The sequence below is a fragment of the Streptomyces sp. NPDC053432 genome, from assembly GCF_055585365.1.
Window position 1 is genome coordinate 107343 of record NZ_JBVJKF010000003.1, and the last position, 17026, is coordinate 124368.

Here is a 17026-nt window from a genome sequence, read left to right on the forward strand (position 1 = left end):
CTTGCCCGAGTGAGGAACCCGCCGGCCAAGGACCGAACAACGCCAGAGCGCAGCCGCCCAACAGGCCCGCGCACGCACCGCACGCGGCCCACACCCAGCGGTGCGATGCCCACAGCCCGGCCGTACGCCGCCAACGGCGCCACCAACCCTCCGTAGCGGCGGGCGGACCGGCGTCCGCGGGAGGTTTCGGCTGGCACCGGTCCGCCGCCTCCCACAGGGCGCGGTACTCGGAGGGGTCCGCGCCCAAGGCCCGGCACAGGTCGCGGACGGTCGACCACGGCGGGACCGTGCTGCCCCGCAAGTAGCGCGACAGTGACGAATCACTGATCATCACCTCGGATTCCAGTGAACGCAGCGTGCGACCCGATCGCCGCTGCAGAGCCTTCAGCGCACTCCCCAGCTGCTGCGCCGCACTGCCGTTCAGTCCATCGAGGCCTGTCACGTTCGCCCCTTCCGACGGCCGCACACTGGTGCTCCGTCGGCCGCTTCGTGTCCCGGGACAGTCATGTCCCAGCAGGTCAGAACCTTAGGGATCCCGACATCGGTGAAGCAAACGGGACAGCCTTGCACCGGCCGCATCGCCGCCCGCAGACTCCTTCTCGTCCGGCCCCCGCAAGCCGTGCAAGCGCCGCATGGCGGCCTCGCATCTCCGGCACGGGTGTCACCGAGGGCGACCGAACCGTCCCTCCCCCCCCCCCAGACTCCAGGGCTTCGCAGCCTTCACCGCCACGGCCTGAACCGGCCCGTATCGGCATGGAGTCCTGACGCCCTTGCCCGGCCGCGTGGACCGGCGCCTCCGTCCGCCACGAGCGAGAACACAGAAACAGGAGAATCCACATGTCCGAGAAGACCACCCGCCGTTGGGGCATGGCAGCGTTGACAGCAGTCCTGTGCGCCGGGTCCCTCGCGCTGACTGCGCCGTCCGCCCCCGCGGCTCCTTCCGTATCCGCCGCGTCCGCGGCGTGGGCGACCGCCGAGGTGGGCGGTGCCCCCGCGCCCTGGGCCGAGCAGGCCGAACCGGCCGGCGCGGTCCAGGCGGCTCCCCGTATCACCCGCGCCCAGGTGCTGGCACGGGCGAAGACCTGGCTGACCGCGAACAACGGCCGCCCCGTCCCCTACAGCCAGAACAAGCGGTGGAAGGACGGATACCGGCAGGACTGCTCCGGTTACGTCTCCATGGCGCTGGGACTGTCGAAGCCCGGCCCCAACACCGTCTCGCTGAAGAACGACGGGTACACGCGCCGGATCGCGATGAAGGACCTGGCCCCCGGCGACCTGGTCATCAAGGCCAACAGCAACAACCCCGACAACCGCCACGTCGTCATCTTCGACGGCTGGGCCAACAACGCCCACACCGCCTACAAGTCCTACGAGCAGGCGGGCGGGGTCGGTACCCGCTGGAAGCAGCACTCCTACGGGGTGAACGGCCGCGACGGCTACCACGCCTACCGACCCGTCAACATCGTGGGCTGACCCGTCCCTCCGTCCGTCCGCGCGGTGCGGGGTGGTTCCCCGCCCCGCACCGGCGCGCAGTCATCCGCAGAACCCCTCCCAATCGACCGAGGAGAGAGTCATGAACACCGTTCCGACGACCACGAAGAGGCTCCGGGCAACCGTCGCGTGCGTGCTGCTCGCCGCGGGCCTGGCTACGGCCACCGCCACGCACGAGGCCGACGCGGCCCCGACGAGCGCGCTCGACAGCGTCCAGAGCTTCCGCAACGACGCCACGTCGGCCTGCCTGGACGACAGCGAGCACGGGATCCGTACGTACACCTGCCTGGGCAACGACCACCAGAAGTGGAACGTCCACCGGTGGGCCGACGGCACCCGTGAACTGCGGAACATCAACACGGGCAGGTGCCTGACCGACGGCCCCGGGGGCAAGGTCACGCCGTATCCGTGCGACAAGGCCAAGGACCAGAGCTGGATCGTGCACCGCTACCCCGACGGGGCCGTCGAGTTGAAGAACCAGCAGACCGGCCTGTGCCTGGACGACAGCCCCGCCCATCACCTCCGTACCTTCCCGTGCGGGACCCACAGCCAGAAGAGCCCGTACCAGACCTGGCGCTGAACGGGTAGGCGGCAGCGATCCCGGCGGCGGTGGCGCCGCCGGCCGGACCGACGTAGGCCGGCCTTGGTGGCCAGGACCGCGGACGCGAAGCGATCGCGAGTGGTCAGGCACCTCGCCGCGGGGACTGTGCCCGTCGTACGGCGCCCAGGCGCCCGGCCGTCCCCCGTCTCGGCGGGTCCGTGGCGGGCGGGGCGCCCGCATCCGGCCGGGAGGGGTCAGCCCCTTGCGTGCTGGTGGAGAGCCGCTGTCAGGAGATGGGAGTCGAGCAGGGTGACGTCTGCCGTCCTGTCCGCCCGTGCGTAGCCGGCCAGCATCCGTTTGGTCAGGACGAGTGCTTCGGGCGAGCGTCGGACGAGGGGCCCGGTCCAGGAGCCGATCACCTTGTCCAGCTGGTCGAGCGGGGCGGTCCGGTGGAGCAGACCGATACGGTGGGCCGTGCCGGCGTCGAAGACGTCGCAGGTGAGCATGAGCTCGCGAATCCTGGAGGCGCCGGCCTCGGAGACCAGGCGTCCCATCGCCCCGCCCCACGCCGGTGGCAGCCCTATGCCGACCTCGGGCATGCGGAAGCGGCAGTCGTCGGCCCCCGCGCGCAGATCGCAGAAGGCGGCGAGGGCGAGGCCCGCGCCGATGACCCGTCCGTGCAGCCGGGCGATGGTGACCGCGTGGGTGCTCTCCAGGGCCTGGCACAGGCGGTGCGCCTTGTCGGCGATGCGCCGCAGGGCTGCCCCCGACGGATCGTCGGCCAGCGCCTCCCGGTACTCGTCACGGTCGGCACCCAGGCAGAAGTCCGGACCCAGCGACGACAGCACCAGGATCCGGACGTCGGGTCTCTCGTGGAGGTCGTCGAGGAGGGTGATCAAGTCGTCGAGGACCGCGGTGTCCAGCGTGTCGTCCTGCCCCCAGGGGTTGAGGCGGACGTGCAGGACGGGGCCGTCCTGCTCGGCACGGATCGCCTTGGGCGCGGTCCGGGTGCGCACGGGGGAGGGGGTGCGTTCGGTCATGCGACTGCCACGTCCAGGTTCAGGAGGCGCCGGAACGCCACACGGGGCGCCATCGACGGGGGGCGTACGAGGGTGAGGCGGGGAAGGCGCCGGATCAGCTGGCGGAGCAGGGTCTGGGCTTCGAGGCGGGCCAGCGGCGCGCCGAGGCAGTAGTGGACGCCGCCGCTGAAGGCGAGGTGGCCGGGCACGCGTGCGGGGTCGAACCGGTCCGGGTCGCCGTGCCTGGCCGGGTCCCGGTGCGCCGCGGCGACCATGAGGTGGACCATCTCGTCGCGGCGGATCTCGAAGCCTCCCATCACGGTGTCCTGCGAGGCGACCCTGCTGATCACGTGGGTGGGCGGGTCGTGGCGAAGCGTTTCTTCAACGAACCCGGGTACGAGATCCGGGTTGTCCGCGACCATGTCCCAGCGCTCGGGGCTCTCGACGAGCCGCAACGTCATCGTCGAAAGGAGGGTCGCGGTGGTCTCCAGGGCGGCCAGCAGGACGAACAGCACCAGGAAGTAGACCGCCTCGTCGGCCTTGTCCCGGTCGGGCTCGATCGCGTCCCACGCCCGGATCCACCCGGTGACGGGGTCGTTCCCGGGACGGGAGCGCCGGTCGCGCACCAGCTCCATGAAATAGGCCCGGAGTTCGGCGGTGGCCGTGTCCGACAGGGCCAGCTGGCTGGCGGACGGCAGCAGCTCCTGGGTGAAGACCTGATCGTGCGTCAACTGGCGGAGGGTGGACCAGTCGGCCCGCGGCAGCCCGAGCCAGTCACCTATGGTGGCGACGGGCAGCTCCTCGCAGACGAGCTCCGAGAAGTCCGCCTCCCCGGCGCGTATTCGCTCGGTGAAGGCGTCGAGGAGGCGGCCCGCGGTTCGTTCCACGTTGTGGCCGATGCGCTCCACGGTGGACCGGTCGAAGGTGCCCGCCGCCCGGCGGACCCTGGTGTGGTCCGGGGCGTTGAGCGCGGCGAGCGTGTTGCTCATCTCGCGCGAGGAGGGCGCGTTCCAGCGGGTCCCGGGCCCCTGGCGCTCCCGCCACGCCCTGTCGGGCTCCAGCCATTGACGGCTGCGCAGCACCTGGTCGCAGGCGGCGAAGCCGGTCACGGCGAAGCCGCCCCAGGGGGCGGGGACCACCTCACCCCGCGAGAGGAGCTCGGCGTATATCGGGAAGGGGTCGGCCTGCCCTCTTGCCGTCCGCAGACGGGAGAAGAGGGAGGCGGACGCCCGGCGGTCGTACGACGGAGTTGTGGCAACCCCCATGATGGCGGCTCCTTTCTGAGAACCAGCCGCCATGCCTACCCACGTGATCGTTAGCGCATCCACTGTCACTGAGTACTCAGGAGGTTACTAGAATCACACTCGGCTCACTCGCCCCTGGTCCAGGCCAGGAAACGGCTGAACAGGCCGCCCTTGGGCTGCTGCGCGGCTCCGGTGCTCCTGCGCGAGGGGCCTTCGGCGGGTGAGGAGACCGCCGCCTGCTGCTGCGAGGCCTGGCCCGCGTTCGATCCGGCCGGCGTGGACACCTGGGGGGCGGCCTTCGGGGTGAAGCGGATCGGGAGGGTGACCAGGGTGCGGCTCCACGGGCTCGGAGCCCAGGTGAGCGCCTTGAACGGGACGCGCATCTCCACGTCGAGGAGCTGGTTGAGGAGCGTCTCCACGGCCGTCACGGTGATCATGAAAGCCGGGTCCTTGGCGGGACAGGCGTGCGGGCCCGCCCCGAACGCCAGGTGTGCCTTGGCGCTGAGCTGTTCGCGGTGTTCGGTCAGCTTGGGGTCCGTGTTGGCCGCGGCGAACGAGATGAGGATCGGGTCGTTGGCCCGGACCACCCTGTTGCCGAGCTCGACGTCGTGCGTCGGGTAGTGGGCCGCGTAGTTGGCGATCGGCGCGTAGTTCCAGAGCGTCTGGGAGACCGCGTCCTCGACCGGGAGGCCGACCGGCCAGTCCTCCCCGAGGTACAGGGCGCTGCTGGTGCCGATGGCCGCCGCCAGCGGCGCGGTGCCGCCGGAGAGCAGGGTGACCAACTGGTGCAGGACCTCCTCGTCGCTCAGCTGGGCCGGGTGCTCCATCAGACGCGTCGTCAGGTCGCTCTTCGGTCGGCGCCGCTTGAGGGCGATCAGCTCCGTGAGCGCCCCGCCGAGCACCTCGTCGGCGCCGGGGGTCCCCTCGAAGATGCCGCTGATCCCGGCGATCACGCGGTCGCCGATCTCGGGCGGGCAGCCGAACAGTTCGCTGAAGACCAGCAGGGGCAGCGGCTGGGCGTACTCGGCCATCAGCTCCGCCTGGCCGCGGATGTCGGTACTGAACTGGCTGATCAGGTAGTAGGCGGACTGCTGCGTCTGCCGGATGAGCTGGTGCTCGTTGACGGTCGCGAGACTGTCGGTCACCGCCCCGCGCAGCCGGGCGTGGGCCGCGCCGTCGCTGAAGAGGGCGTTGGGACGGTAGCCCAGCATGGGAAGTGCCGGGCTGTCGGCCGGGACGCGCCCTTCGTTGAGGGCGTTCCAGCGGCGGGAGTCGCGTACGAAGGAGGCGGGGTTCTGCAGGACGTACAGGGCGGCGTCGTAGCTGGTGACGAGCTCCGCCTGGACGTCGGGAGCGATGTCCACGGGCGCACTGGGTCCGAAGTGACGCAGCTGCGCGTAGTGGCTGTCGGGGTCGGCTCCGAACGCAGGGCCGTACATCTGGAGGTTCCCGTGCGCGGGGCAGCCGGGAGGTATCTCCATGGGTTCACGTGGCTGTTGCATTCCTGCGCTCCTAGCCGAGTTGGGACATGAGGTGTTTCACGAGGGTGATGAGGGCCTGCGCCGAGGAGTTCTCGTCCCGTACGTCGCACTCCACGACAGGGGTCTCGTCGGTGAGGTTCAGCGCTTCGCGCACCTCGTCGAGCGGGTAGTGCGTGGTGCCCTCGAAGTGGTTCACGGCGATGGCGTACGTCAGGCCGAAGCGCTCGACGAGGTCCAGGACGGGGAAGGACTCGTGCAGCCGCTCCGGGTCGACCAGGACGAGCGCGCCCAGCGCGCCCCGGGAGAGCTCCTCCCACATCTCCTTGAAGCGCTCCTGGCCGGGCGTACCGAAGAGGTAGAGCACCAGGGTGTCGCTGAGGGTCAGCCGGCCGAAGTCCATGGCGACGGTGGTGGTCGTCTTGTCGGGCGTGCCCGACAGGTCATCGAAGCCCACGCTGGCCTCGGTGATCTCTTCCTCGGTCCGCAGGGGCTCGATCTCGGAGAGGCTGCCGATGCAGGTGGTCTTGCCGACCCCGAAGTGCCCCACAATGAGGATCTTCACCGCGTGGGAGACATCTGGATCCAGGTACACGCGTTTACGCTCCGAATCGATTCTTCAGGCCTTCGAGCACGGCGCTGACCAGTTCTCTGTCGACACGTTCGGCGCGCGGTATCGGTGTCCTCGTGAGGATGAGGCTGTCCTCCTCCAACTGCGCCAGCAGGATGCGGACGACGCCCAGGGGCAGGTGCGTGTGCCCCGCCACCTCGGCCACGGACAGGAATCCGTCCGCGACCAGGTCCATCACCTGCCCCGCTTCCGGGGACAGCGTGCGCGCCGCGACGTGTCCGTTCTCCGCCCCCGTCGCCGTCACGAGCGTCGTGTGCTCGTACTCGTGGTCCGGGGGCAGCGCCCGCCCGTTCGTGATCACGAACAGGGGGACTAACGGAGACGTCAGTTCCAGCTCTTCGTCCTGTCCGGGCCCGTCAGACATGTCCTGTCCCCTTCGCCGGTGTCGTCGCCGCGGTCAGTCTGGGAACCACCGAGTGCAGCCGGGTGGTGAACTCCTCGATGTCACAGGCCTGTTCGGCGGCGGCGGCCAGGAAGGCGTCGGGTCCGGCGGCCAGCAGGAAGATCCAGCCGTGCTCGAACTCGATGACCGTCTGACGCCATTCCGCGTCCTCGGCGACCCCCGCGAACTGGGAGGTGACCCGGCTGTAGGCGTGAATGCCCGTCATGGCCGCGGAGATCGTGTCCGCCAGGTCGCGGCTCATCCCGGTGGTCGCCCCGCGGGGAAGGCCGTCCGATCCCAGCAGCACCGCGTGCCGGGCACCCTTGACCTCGGACACCACCCGGTCGAGCTCGCCGAGGACGAACTTCGCGTCACCGGGGTTCTGCTGCCGGGGCTCGTTCCCCCGCGCGCCTCCGGCGTCCTCGTGGCCCACGCGCGGCGGCGAGGTGAGGTTGTTGCCCAGCCGGGCCACGAGCCGGTGCATGCGGAAGGAGATCTGCTGCATGTCCACGTCGGGCGCGGCCGCGGCGGCGAGGTACGAGCCCTGCCCCGCCCCGATCAGGAAGTTCCAGCCGTGCGAGAACTCGATGATGGTCTGGTTCCACTGCCGGTCCTTCTCCGGTCCGGCGAAGTGGGCCGTCGCCCGGCTGAGCGACTGCATTCCGGCCATGGCGGCGGAGATGGTGCGCACATCGTTCTCGGCCAGGCCTTCCGTCGCACCGCGAGGGAGGCCGTCCGCGGACAGCAGGACGGCGTGACGTGCGCGGGGCACGTTGTGCACGATGTCCTCTAGCATCCACGACAGGTCTGCGGTCATGCCTCTTCGGGCCCTTCGAACGAGGTGGCGTCAAGGTTGCGGCCGGAGAGCGTGCCGCGCTGGAAGGCCCCCAGGCTGCGCCCGGAAGCGCGGCCCGTCTCTTCCGGGCTCCGTGGCGCCGCCCAGGTGGTGTCGGGACGAGGGCCGGGATCGGGGACGCTGGCGATGGGTGCCTGGCGCGCGCCGCGCTTGGGCAGACCGTGCATCGTGCGCGACGGAGCGCTCTGGGGCGCGCTCGGCGGGGCACTGTGGGGCCGGCTCTCGGGGGCGCGCCGGATGTTGCTGACCGGAGCCTCCTGGACGGGCGGTATCTCCTCCATGGTCCACAGCTCCTCGGGCAAGAGGACGACGGCCCTGACGCCGCCGTACCGGGAGACTCCGGTGACGTCCACCTTGAAGCCGTGCTGACGCGCGATCAGGCCGATGACCGGAAAACCGAACTTGGGCTGCGTGCCGAGCTGCGACAGGCGGGGAGCGATCTCCCCGGAGAGCAGTGCGGTCGCCCGCTGCCGGTCCTCGTCGTTCATGCTGACGCCGGCGTCGTCGATGACGATGCACAGGTTGTTCTGGACGCGCTGGAACGTCACCTCGATCGGCGCGTCGTGCTGCGAGAAGCTGGCGGCGTTGTCGAGCAGCTCCGCCACGGCGAGCGCGACGGGCGCGACCGCGGACGCCTTGAGGGCGAGACCGGTCTGCTGCATGATCGCGACCCGGTGGAAGTTGCGGATCTGGCCCTGTGCGCTGCGCACCACGTCGTAGACGCTGGCGGGCCGGTTGCGCCGGCCGAGCGGAGCACCGCACATGACGGCGATGCCCTGGGCCTTTCGCGCCATCTGGGCGTTGGCGTGGTTGACGTCCAACAGGTCGCTGAGGACGGCGTGTCCACCGTACTTGCGCTGGATGCCGTCCAGCAGCGTCGTCTGCTCGGCGGCGAGGCTCTGCAGGAGGCTGGCGGCGCCCTTGAGGACGGACTTGGTGTTCTCCTCCGCCGCTTCCTTGGCTTCGCGGAGCGTGGCGTCCTGCTCGTTACGGAACCTCTGCAGCTCGGCGTGTGACGAGTGCAGGTGGCTGTCTGCCGTGAGCAGCTGATGCCTCAGTTCGGCCTCGATGTGCTCCTTCTTCGCCTCCAGCGCTCTGTTGCGGGCGACGAGTGCCACGACCGCGGCAACGGATATCGCCGCCACCGCAACCAGGCACCACACAAGTGCGTCTCGATTCATGGAAACCTTTCCCGGCGCATGGCGTGCGGACGGCTGCAGATACACCTCGCGAGGCCCCGCAACACTGCTGATCGGCACGGCTCACCTGCTGAAACACGGAGAGCGTGACGCCGATCACAATCAGCATCTGTGTGAAAACAGATCAAGATCACAGATGCCGGGATGCTATCACCGGATCTTCGCCCCCTCGGACGCCTGCTGCGGCGCCGCATCCGCCCAACCCGGCTGTCGCAGAAGCAGGTTGACATGGGTCTTTCGGCCCCGCATCCGCCATCGGCCACCCCTCTCTTCGTTGATCTGTCAAGCAGTTCTTCACGAGAGGAGCAGTAATTCCTCACATCGATCCGGGAGGCCGTCAACCGAACCCTGGACGGGCCTCACCGGCAGGCGGCGGCGTGGCCGCGGGTGGACGTGGGTCGGGCTCCTCCCGCACCCCGTCGGAAGGTGGCGGCGAGGGTGGTGGGGCGGCCATGCGGCGGCTGTCGCCGTAGACGGCCGAGTCGGCCACGCTGCGGGGGTCGGGGGAGCGGGTGCGGGTGTACCCGGAGGGGTCGCGGGGCGGCGTCGGCCGGGCCGCTTCGCGGCGGACGGCGGGGCGACGGTCCGGGCGCTCCGACCTCGCGGATCTGACTCGCGGGCGGACGCCGGGTCGACTGGGTGGGTGCCTGGGTGGGCCGGTGTGGGTGCCTGGGTGGGTGCCTGGGTCGGCCGGTGTGGGTGCCTGGGTGGGCTGATCCTTGCGGACAGCAGTTGTCCGCAAGGAGGGTTAGCTTGCTGTCATGGCCTCCAGGACAGCACCTCCCGTACTCGGCACCCGCGCTCTGAACCGTGCCACGCTCGCCCGCCAGTTGCTGCTGAGCCGCACCGAGATGCCGGCGGGGGACGCCGTCGCGCATCTCGTCGGGCTGCAGGCGCAGAACGTGAAGCCCCCGTACTTCCAGCTCCATGCCCGCCTCGCCGGCTTCCGGCCCGCCGAGCTGGCGGGGCTCATGGAGTCCCGCCAGGTGGTCCGCATGGTCACCATGCGTTCCACCATCCACACCCACACGGCGGACGACGCCCTGACCCTGCGTCCCCTGGTCCAGCCCGCCCGGGACAGGGAGGTCAACTACTTCCGGAAGGGACTCGTGGGGGTGGATCTGGACCGGCTCGCCGGGCTGGCCCGCGCGTTCGTCGAGGACGAGCCGCGCACCATGGGCGAGATCCGGGAGGAGCTGCTCAAGGAGTGGCCCCACGCCGACCCGCAGGCCCTGTCGGTCGCCGCCCGTTGCAGGCTGCCGCTGGTCCAGGTCACGCCGCGGGGGGTGTGGGGGCGGGCGGGGCAGGTCCGGCTGACGACGGTCGAGAAGTGGCTCGGGCGGTCCGCTTCCAGGGCGGACGCGTCGTCCGGCCCGTCCGAGGCGTCCGGGGCGGCCGCTCTGGACGCGGTCGTGCTGCGTTATCTCGCCGCCTTCGGGCCCGCCTCCGTCAAGGACATGCAGACCTGGGCCGGGCTGACCCGGCTGCGCGGGGCCTTCGAGCGGTTGCGGGCCGAACTGGCCGTGTTCCGGGACGAGAACGGCGTGGAGCTGTTCGATCTGCCCGACGCGCCCCGGCCCGAGGAGGACACGCCGGCTCCGCCCCGCTTCCTGCCCGAGTTCGACAACCTGCTGCTCTCGCACGCCGACCGCGGACGGGTGATCACCCCCGAGGGCAGGGGGCGTTCCTGGACCGGCAACCAGGCGCACTGCGTGCTCCTCGTCGACGGGTTCCTCGCGGGGCTCTGGAAGCTCGACGACGGGCTGCTCACCGTCGAGCTGTTCGACGAGAAGCAGTCCGGGGCGCGTCGGGCGGAGATCGTCGCCGAGGGGGAGTCCATGATCGGGGAGATGGTCGACGGAGGCGGTTCCGGCGTCCGGTTCGCGTCAATCCGGGGCTGACGGCAGCCTGGTGGCGTGTCCCCCCGACGGGGCACGATGCCTGCCATGACGGCTGTCGTCCGTCGTGTCGTCCGTTGTCACGCGGCAGCCGAGTGGTCGTGCGGTTGTCCCGATACGCAGGAGAGAGAGCAATGCGGATTCCGATGACCGTCGCGGACTTCCTCGACCGGGCCGAACTGGGGTTCTCCTCCAGCCCCGGCGTGGTCGACGAGCCCGACCAGCCCGCCCCGCCCGTGCCCGTGTCGACGTACGGGCGGCTGGGCGAACGGGTCCGGGCCTGGCAGGCCGGGTTCGACCGGCTCGGGGTCGGGGAGGGCGAGCGGGTGGCCGTGGTCAGCCACAACTCCTCGCGGCTGCTGGAGCTGCTGTTCGCGGTGCCGATGAGCGGCCGGATCTGCGTGCCGGTCAACTTCCGTCTCAAGCCGGAGGAGATCGAGTACGTCGTCCGGCAGAGCGGGGCGTCGGTCCTGCTGGTCGATCCGGAACTGGACGCGGCGCTCGCCGGGGTCAAGGCGCGCCACCGGTTCGTGCTCGGCGCGCAGACCGAGAGCGAGCTCATGCGCTTCGGCGTCGAGCCGCGCCCGTGGTCGAGGCCGGACGAGGACGCCACCGCGACGATCAACTACACCTCGGGCACCACCGCCCGGCCCAAGGGCGTGCAGCTCACCCACCGCAACATCTGGGTCAACGGTCTGACCTTCGGGCTGCACACCCGTGTGTGGGAGCGCGACGTGTACATGCACACGCTGCCGATGTTCCACTGCAACGGCTGGGGCATGCCGTACGTCATGGCAGGCCTCGGCGTGAAGCAGGTCGTGCTGCGCAAGGTGGACGGCGCCGAGATCCTCCGCCGGGTGGACGAGCACGGCGTCACGCTCATGTGCGGCGCGCCCGCGGTGTGGAACGCGGTCCTCGACGCGGCGGCCGGCTGGGAGGGCGAGATCCCGGGCCGTGACCGCGTACGGATCGTCTGCGCGGGCGCCCCGCCGCCGAGCAAGATGATCCAGCGGGTGGACGAGGTGCTGGGCTGGGAGTTCACCCAGATCTACGGCCTGACCGAGACCTCCCCGCTCCTCACCTTCAACCGTGCCCGGCCCGCCGACGCGGGCCTGCCCGCGGAGGAGCGGGCGCACAAGCTGTCCCGTGCCGGGCTGCCCGCGCTGGGGGTCAAGCTGAAGGTCTCCGAGGGCGGCGAGGTCCTGGCCCGGTCGAACGTCGTGCTCGACGGTTACTGGGACAAGCCCGAGGAGACCTCGGCGGCGCTGGAGGGCGGCTGGTTCCACACCGGCGACGGCGGCACGCTCGACGAGGAGGACGGGCACCTGACGATCTCCGACCGCAAGAAGGACGTGATCATCACCGGCGGCGAGAACGTCTCGTCGATCGAGGTGGAGGACACGATCTTCAGCCACCCGGCGGTCGCCGAGGTCGCCGTCATCGGCGTGCCGCACGAGAAGTGGGGCGAGACGATCAAGGCGCTGGTGGTCCTCGCCGAGGGCGGCACGGCGGACGAGGCCGAGATCATCGCGCACTGCAAGCAGCGGATGGCCGGCTACAAGGCACCGACGTCGGTGGAGTTCCGCGCCGCCATCCCGCGCACGGCCACCGGCAAGATCCAGAAGTTCAAGCTCCGCGAGCCGTACTGGGCGGACCTCGACCGCGGCGTCAACTGACCCCGGGTCGCCGGCCCGCCCCGCCGCGGGTGGAGCTCACCGCGGCCGGTCCGGCCGGCCTGCGGTGATGCGCCACGGGCCGGGCGGGTCAGCCCGGCAGGTTCGCCTCGATCGCGGCGATGACCTCGTCGGCCTCGGGCTCGGTGCGCGGGCGGAAGCGCGCCACGACCTCACCGGCGGGGGAGATCAGGAACTTCTCGAAGTTCCACTGGATGTCCCCCGCCTCGCCGTCCGCGTCCGCGAACTTCACCAGCTCCTGGTAGAGGGGGTGCCGGTTCTCACCGTTGACCTCGGACTTCTCCAGCATCGGGAAGGTGACGCCGAAGCCCGCCGCGCAGAAGGTCTGGATGTCCTCGGCGGTGCCGGGCTCCTGCTCGCCGAACTGGTTGCAGGGCACGCCGATGACGGTGAAGCCCTTCGCCTCGTACGTGAACTGCAGGCGGGCCAGTCCCGAGTACTGAGGGGTCAGCCCGCACTGCGAGGCGGTGTTCACCAGCAGGATCGCCTTGCCCTTGTGGGCTCCCAGGGTGGTGGGCTCGTCGCCCAGGGTGGTCAGCGGGATGTCGTACAGGCTCATGGACTCTCCTCGGCAGGAAGGAACGGCTCGAAGGGATCGATGTGATCAAGGCGAAAGGCTAAGGCGAAAGGCTAAGCTCCCGCGCCGACCAGTTCGTCCGCCGGGTCGTTCACCGGCTGCGGCATGCCCGTGAGGTCCATGACGAAGAGCGGTATCCCCAGGTCGTCCGCGCGGGCCCGGGCCGCCTCCGTGTACCCGGCGAGCGCGAAGTAGACGCTGGTCGCGGACGCGGTGAGCCCGTTCAGCCATACGCACTCCACCGCCCGCAGCCCGGCCGGCGCGGTGGTCGGGTCGACCTGGGCGACCAGGCCCGGCGCCCGCAGGTCCACGGCCGCCGAGGGGATCGGGCGGCCGTCGGGCTGGCGTACGTCCTGGAAGCCCAGCCAGCGCAGGTACAGCGCGGCCGTGGCCACCGCGTCCCGGGCCGTACGGATGGTCACCGGTCGGAAGGCCGGGCGCGGGACCGGCACCGGCGCGGGCTGGGCCGCGGGCCCCTCCGCCGCCGGCCGCCGCCCGGCGGCCGTTCCGCCCTCCTCCGGGTGCGCGGGCACGCCCGAGGGCGACGCCTCCGCCCCGTCCTCCGTCCTCCCCGTACGGGCGTCCGGCCCCCGGGCCGGTTCCCCGTCCTCCACAGGGTGCACCGGCAGCAGCACCACCGTGCCGCACGAGCCGCACCCCACCTCCGGGTGCGGCCATTCGCTCTCCCGGCCGCAGGCCGCGCAGCGCACCGTCACCCAGCTGTCCGACCAGGTGCGATGGGTCAGCGGCAGCGGCGGCGCCGACAGGTCCAGCGGCGGATGGACCGGGCTCCCGCAGGCGCACGGGTAGACCGGGGCGGTGTAGCCGTTCTCGCGCAGGCACGCCGGGCAGCGCACCGGTACCGCTTCCGCCATGAGACCTGGACCCCTTCCGTCGCTGTGCGTAGGTCCATGCTCCACCACCGGCGACCACCGGGGCAGGAGAGGGGGCATTTCCGGTCGACGGCCCGGTCATTTGTGTAACTCACCGAGCGAGACGCGGCTTTTGGTGGTTTCCGTGCAGGCCTACCGCCTTGACGTGCGGGGACCCGCCGCTTAGCTTGTTCCGTATAGCAGAACAAAACTTCCGGATTACGGAAAAAGCCTGACCGCCACACCCGCAGGAGAACCTGATGCCTCGTATGACAGCCGCCGCCGCTGCAGTTGAGATCCTCAAGCTTGAGGGTGTCGAACAAGCGTTCGGCGTGCCCGGTGCTGCGATCAACCCGTTCTACCGCGAGCTGAAGAACGTGGGCGGGATCGCCCACACGCTGGCCCGCCACGTCGAGGGTGCCTCGCACATGGCGGAGGGTTACACCCGCGCCCAGGCCGGGAACATCGGCGTCTGCATCGGTACCTCGGGCCCGGCCGGCACCGACATGATCACCGGCCTGTACTCCGCCATCGCGGACTCGATCCCGATCCTCTGCATCACCGGTCAGGCTCCGGTCTCGAAGCTCCACAAGGAGGACTTCCAGGCCGTCGACATCGCGACGATCGCCAAGCCCGTCACCAAGGCCGCCACCACGGTCCTCGAGGCCGCTCAGGTCCCGGGTGTCTTCCAGCAGGCGTTCCACCTGATGCGCTCCGGCCGTCCGGGCCCGGTCCTCATCGACCTGCCGATCGACGTCCAGCTGACCGAGATCGAGTTCGACCCCGAGACCTACACGCCGCTGCCGGTCTACAAGCCGCAGGCCAGCCGCGCCCAGGCCGAGAAGGCGCTGAGCTTCCTCCTCGAGGCCGAGCGTCCGCTGATCGTCGCCGGTGGCGGCATCATCAACGCCGACGCCTCCGACCTGCTGGTCGAGTTCGCCGAGCTGACGGGCATCCCGGTCATCTCCACGCTCATGGGCTGGGGCACCATCCCGGACGACCACGAGCTGGCCGCCGGCATGGTCGGGGTGCAGACCGCCCACCGCTACGGCAACGCGACCTTCCTCGAGTCGGACACCGTCATCGGTATCGGCAACCGCTGGGCGAACCGTCACACCGGTTACAACCTGGACGCCTACACCAAGGGCCGGAAGTTCGTCCACGTCGACATCGAGCCCACCCAGCTGGGCAAGATCTTCGCCCCCGACTTCGGCATCGCCTCCGACGCCAAGGTCGCCCTGGAGCTCTTCATCGAGGTCGCCAAGGAGTGGAAGGCCGAGGGCAAGCTCCCCGACTTCTCCGCCTGGGCCGCCTCCGCGCAGGAGCGCAAGGCCACCCTGCAGCGCCGCACGCACTTCGAGAACATCCCCATGAAGCCGCAGCGCGTCTACGAGGAGATGAACAAGGCGTTCGGCCCGGAGACCCGCTACGTCACCACCATCGGTCTCTCCCAGATCGCGGCCGCGCAGTTCCTGCACGTCTACAAGCCGCGCCACTGGGTCAACTGCGGCCAGGCCGGCCCGCTCGGCTGGACCATCCCGGCCGCCATCGGCGCCGCCACCGCGCAGCCGGACGTCCCGGTCGTCGCCCTCTCCGGTGACTACGACTTCCAGTTCATGATCGAGGAGCTGGCGGTCGCCGCCCAGCACAAGGTCCCCTACGTCCACGTCCTCGTGAACAACGCCTACCTGGGTCTGATCCGCCAGGCGCAGGGCGGCCTCGGCATCAACTTCGAGGTCAACCTCGAGTTCGAGAACATCAACACCCCGGAGATCGGCGTCTACGGCGTCGACCACGTCAAGGTCGCCGAGGGCCTGGGTGTCAAGGCCATCCGCGTCACCGACCCGGACAAGCTGGGCGAGGCGTTCGAGGAGGCCAAGAAGCTGGCGCAGGAGTTCCAGGTCCCGGTCGTCGTCGAGGCGATCCTGGAGCGCGTCACCAACATCGCCATGAGCAAGACGGTCGACATGAGCGACGTCACCGAGTTCGAAGAGCTCGCGACCGAGCCGGGCCACGCCCCGACCGCGATCAAGTCCCTCCAGGTCTGATCACCCCGCTGTACGGAGCGACCCCCGCCCCTCCGCAAGGAGGGCGGGGGTCGCTCCGCGTTCCGGCCCCCCGGCGCAGCCGGCCCCCACCCGCCCCGTACGGCTCGCCCGTCCGGGGCTCCGTCACATGCGTCGGCCCTCACCGCCCGTGGCGGGACGGCCCGGCGGAGGAGCCTGGCCGGGGCCCTGCCCGGCCCCTGCCACGGCCGTGGCAGGGCTGCTGGAGAGTGAGGTGGCCGGGTGGAACGGGGGACCGGGGCGCGGGGACCGGGGGAGGGACGGGGCGGCGACGGGTTCGCCGGGCCCTGGCCGGGCAGGGCGAGTTGATCCGGTCGACCGGGCGCGGCGGCGGGGCCCGCTGGAGCCGGCCCCCATCCACGGCGCGATCACCGTCCACACCTGGCCGGTGCGCGGCCGACCGGGTTGGCAGGAGGGCGCCTGCGACCCCGGGCGCACGGAACTGTCCGTGGCGGTCTGCGCGCCGCTCCGGACGTGCTCGCGCTATTCGTCCTCGTGACCCCGAAGGAGGCGCGGGTGCCAGCCGGTTCTTCCTCGGCATGCCGGTCGCCGTCGACCGCGACGCCGGAGACCGAGCCGGGGAGGACTGCTTCCGGTGAGGCGCCCGCAGGCCCGTGTCAGGCCGGGAGACGTTTCAGGCGAGCCGGGCGGCAGGGAGTTCCGCCGGGGTCGACGGCAGCGGCACCCGGGGTCAGGGGCATGCGCTGTGGCAGGGATCCTGCTGGGAACGGCAAAGCGCCGAGTCACGGGACCGTCCGTGACTCGGCGCTCTGGCTGGTACCGCCCGACGGTGCGAGGCTGGCGCGACAGGACGTTCGCACCACCGGGCGGAGTAGGAGGCTCCTTCGCCTCGTGCGGGGGACTCTGTGCGTAGCCCCCGTACGAGGAGAAGGAGTTGGCTGGGACCGTGGCGAACGGCGACGAGAACTCCGGCTTCGTCTCCCTCAGGTCAAGAGACGGGCCTCGGAACCCATTACCACCGCACTGGCTCGCACGCTCGCCACGGTCCTCGTCCTGCCCTCACCGCGTACCACCCCTCATCCGGGTAAGCGGGTCGGGCTCGGTACCCGGGGCCTGA

Annotated in this window: 14 protein-coding genes and 1 pseudogene; 5 read left to right on the top strand and 10 right to left on the bottom strand. The window is 70.7% G+C overall.

Going from position 1 to position 17026, the window contains the following annotated elements:
- Positions 1-226: 226 nt before the first annotated feature.
- A pseudogene (locus ACZ6Y1_RS06600) lies at positions 227-466 on the bottom strand (helix-turn-helix domain-containing protein); the annotation flags it as partial.
- A gap of 371 nt (positions 467-837) precedes the next feature.
- Between ACZ6Y1_RS06600 and ACZ6Y1_RS06605 the strand changes: the two are divergent.
- The gene (locus ACZ6Y1_RS06605; RefSeq protein ID WP_469623981.1) at positions 838-1473 is read left to right on the top strand and encodes an NlpC/P60 family protein; all 636 of its coding nucleotides are present in this window, start codon (positions 838-840) and stop codon (positions 1471-1473) included.
- 100 nt (positions 1474-1573) lie between these two features.
- Positions 1574-2071 carry an RICIN domain-containing protein gene (locus ACZ6Y1_RS06610; RefSeq protein WP_469623984.1) on the top strand — a complete coding sequence of 166 codons (498 nt, stop codon included), beginning with the start codon at positions 1574-1576 and terminating at the stop codon, positions 2069-2071.
- Between the two features lie 215 nt (positions 2072-2286).
- Here ACZ6Y1_RS06610 and ACZ6Y1_RS06615 read toward each other — a convergent pair whose 3' ends face one another.
- The 7 genes from ACZ6Y1_RS06615 to ACZ6Y1_RS06645 form a co-directional block, all read right to left on the bottom strand.
- Positions 2287-3072, bottom strand: a complete 786-nt coding sequence (locus ACZ6Y1_RS06615) for an enoyl-CoA hydratase/isomerase family protein (RefSeq protein ID WP_469623987.1) — start codon at positions 3070-3072, stop codon at positions 2287-2289.
- Positions 3069-4316, bottom strand: a complete 1248-nt coding sequence (locus ACZ6Y1_RS06620) for a cytochrome P450 (protein WP_469623989.1) — start codon at positions 4314-4316, stop codon at positions 3069-3071. The genes ACZ6Y1_RS06615 and ACZ6Y1_RS06620 overlap by 4 nt, the downstream gene beginning before the upstream one ends.
- Before the next feature lie 104 nt (positions 4317-4420).
- Positions 4421-5797: a cytochrome P450 family protein gene (locus tag ACZ6Y1_RS06625; RefSeq protein WP_469623992.1), complete on the bottom strand. Its 1377-nt coding sequence runs from the start codon at positions 5795-5797 to the stop codon at positions 4421-4423.
- A 10-nt stretch (positions 5798-5807) separates the two neighbouring features.
- Positions 5808-6368 (bottom strand): GTP-binding protein, encoded by a 561-nt coding sequence (locus ACZ6Y1_RS06630; protein ID WP_030237619.1) that lies wholly within the window; start codon positions 6366-6368, stop codon positions 5808-5810.
- A gap of 4 nt (positions 6369-6372) precedes the next feature.
- Positions 6373-6768 carry a DUF742 domain-containing protein gene (locus tag ACZ6Y1_RS06635; RefSeq protein ID WP_469623994.1) on the bottom strand — a complete coding sequence of 132 codons (396 nt, stop codon included), beginning with the start codon at positions 6766-6768 and terminating at the stop codon, positions 6373-6375.
- Positions 6761-7603: a roadblock/LC7 domain-containing protein gene (locus ACZ6Y1_RS06640; RefSeq protein ID WP_469623996.1), complete on the bottom strand. Its 843-nt coding sequence runs from the start codon at positions 7601-7603 to the stop codon at positions 6761-6763. Before ACZ6Y1_RS06640 ends, ACZ6Y1_RS06635 begins: the two co-directional genes overlap by 8 nt.
- The gene (locus ACZ6Y1_RS06645) at positions 7600-8823 is read right to left on the bottom strand and encodes an ATP-binding protein (protein ID WP_469624000.1); all 1224 of its coding nucleotides are present in this window, start codon (positions 8821-8823) and stop codon (positions 7600-7602) included. Before ACZ6Y1_RS06645 ends, ACZ6Y1_RS06640 begins: the two co-directional genes overlap by 4 nt.
- Positions 8824-9602: 779 nt before the next feature.
- On the opposite strand from ACZ6Y1_RS06645, the gene ACZ6Y1_RS06650 reads away from it, so the two are divergent.
- Positions 9603-10742: a winged helix DNA-binding domain-containing protein gene (locus tag ACZ6Y1_RS06650; RefSeq protein ID WP_469624003.1), complete on the top strand. Its 1140-nt coding sequence runs from the start codon at positions 9603-9605 to the stop codon at positions 10740-10742.
- A gap of 131 nt (positions 10743-10873) precedes the next feature.
- Positions 10874-12415 (top strand): AMP-binding protein, encoded by a 1542-nt coding sequence (locus ACZ6Y1_RS06655; protein WP_469624006.1) that lies wholly within the window; start codon positions 10874-10876, stop codon positions 12413-12415.
- An 88-nt stretch (positions 12416-12503) separates the two neighbouring features.
- Here the strand turns inward: ACZ6Y1_RS06655 and ACZ6Y1_RS06660 are convergent, their stop codons facing one another.
- Positions 12504-12992, bottom strand: coding sequence for a glutathione peroxidase (locus tag ACZ6Y1_RS06660; RefSeq protein ID WP_469624009.1), 489 nt, complete (start codon positions 12990-12992; stop codon positions 12504-12506).
- Between the two features lie 71 nt (positions 12993-13063).
- On the bottom strand, positions 13064-13885 hold the full coding sequence (locus tag ACZ6Y1_RS06665) for a hypothetical protein (RefSeq protein ID WP_469624012.1): 822 nt from the start codon (positions 13883-13885) through the stop codon (positions 13064-13066).
- A gap of 257 nt (positions 13886-14142) precedes the next feature.
- Here ACZ6Y1_RS06665 and gcl point away from each other — a divergent pair, with 257 nt between their 5' ends.
- Positions 14143-15930, top strand: a complete 1788-nt coding sequence (gene gcl / locus ACZ6Y1_RS06670) for a glyoxylate carboligase (protein WP_469624016.1) — start codon at positions 14143-14145, stop codon at positions 15928-15930.
- Positions 15931-17026: the final 1096 nt, after the last annotated feature.

Excerpts from the sequence above, each read along its gene's own strand:
- ACZ6Y1_RS06645 (WP_469624000.1), bottom strand. The coding sequence starts at position 8,823 with ATGAATCGAGACGCACTTGTGTGGTGCCTGGTTGCGGTGGCGGCGATA.
- ACZ6Y1_RS06640 (WP_469623996.1), bottom strand. The coding sequence starts at position 7,603 with ATGACCGCAGACCTGTCGTGGATGCTAGAGGACATCGTGCACAACGTG.
- ACZ6Y1_RS06650 (WP_469624003.1), top strand. The coding sequence starts at position 9,603 with ATGGCCTCCAGGACAGCACCTCCCGTACTCGGCACCCGCGCTCTGAAC.
- ACZ6Y1_RS06635 (WP_469623994.1), bottom strand. The coding sequence starts at position 6,768 with ATGTCTGACGGGCCCGGACAGGACGAAGAGCTGGAACTGACGTCTCCG.
- ACZ6Y1_RS06665 (WP_469624012.1), bottom strand. The coding sequence starts at position 13,885 with ATGGCGGAAGCGGTACCGGTGCGCTGCCCGGCGTGCCTGCGCGAGAAC.
- ACZ6Y1_RS06655 (WP_469624006.1), top strand. The coding sequence starts at position 10,874 with ATGCGGATTCCGATGACCGTCGCGGACTTCCTCGACCGGGCCGAACTG.
- ACZ6Y1_RS06620 (WP_469623989.1), bottom strand. The coding sequence starts at position 4,316 with ATGGGGGTTGCCACAACTCCGTCGTACGACCGCCGGGCGTCCGCCTCC.
- gcl (WP_469624016.1), top strand. The coding sequence starts at position 14,143 with ATGCCTCGTATGACAGCCGCCGCCGCTGCAGTTGAGATCCTCAAGCTT.
- ACZ6Y1_RS06605 (WP_469623981.1), top strand. The coding sequence starts at position 838 with ATGTCCGAGAAGACCACCCGCCGTTGGGGCATGGCAGCGTTGACAGCA.
- ACZ6Y1_RS06625 (WP_469623992.1), bottom strand. The coding sequence starts at position 5,797 with ATGCAACAGCCACGTGAACCCATGGAGATACCTCCCGGCTGCCCCGCG.
- ACZ6Y1_RS06615 (WP_469623987.1), bottom strand. The coding sequence starts at position 3,072 with ATGACCGAACGCACCCCCTCCCCCGTGCGCACCCGGACCGCGCCCAAG.
- ACZ6Y1_RS06610 (WP_469623984.1), top strand. The coding sequence starts at position 1,574 with ATGAACACCGTTCCGACGACCACGAAGAGGCTCCGGGCAACCGTCGCG.
- ACZ6Y1_RS06660 (WP_469624009.1), bottom strand. The coding sequence starts at position 12,992 with ATGAGCCTGTACGACATCCCGCTGACCACCCTGGGCGACGAGCCCACC.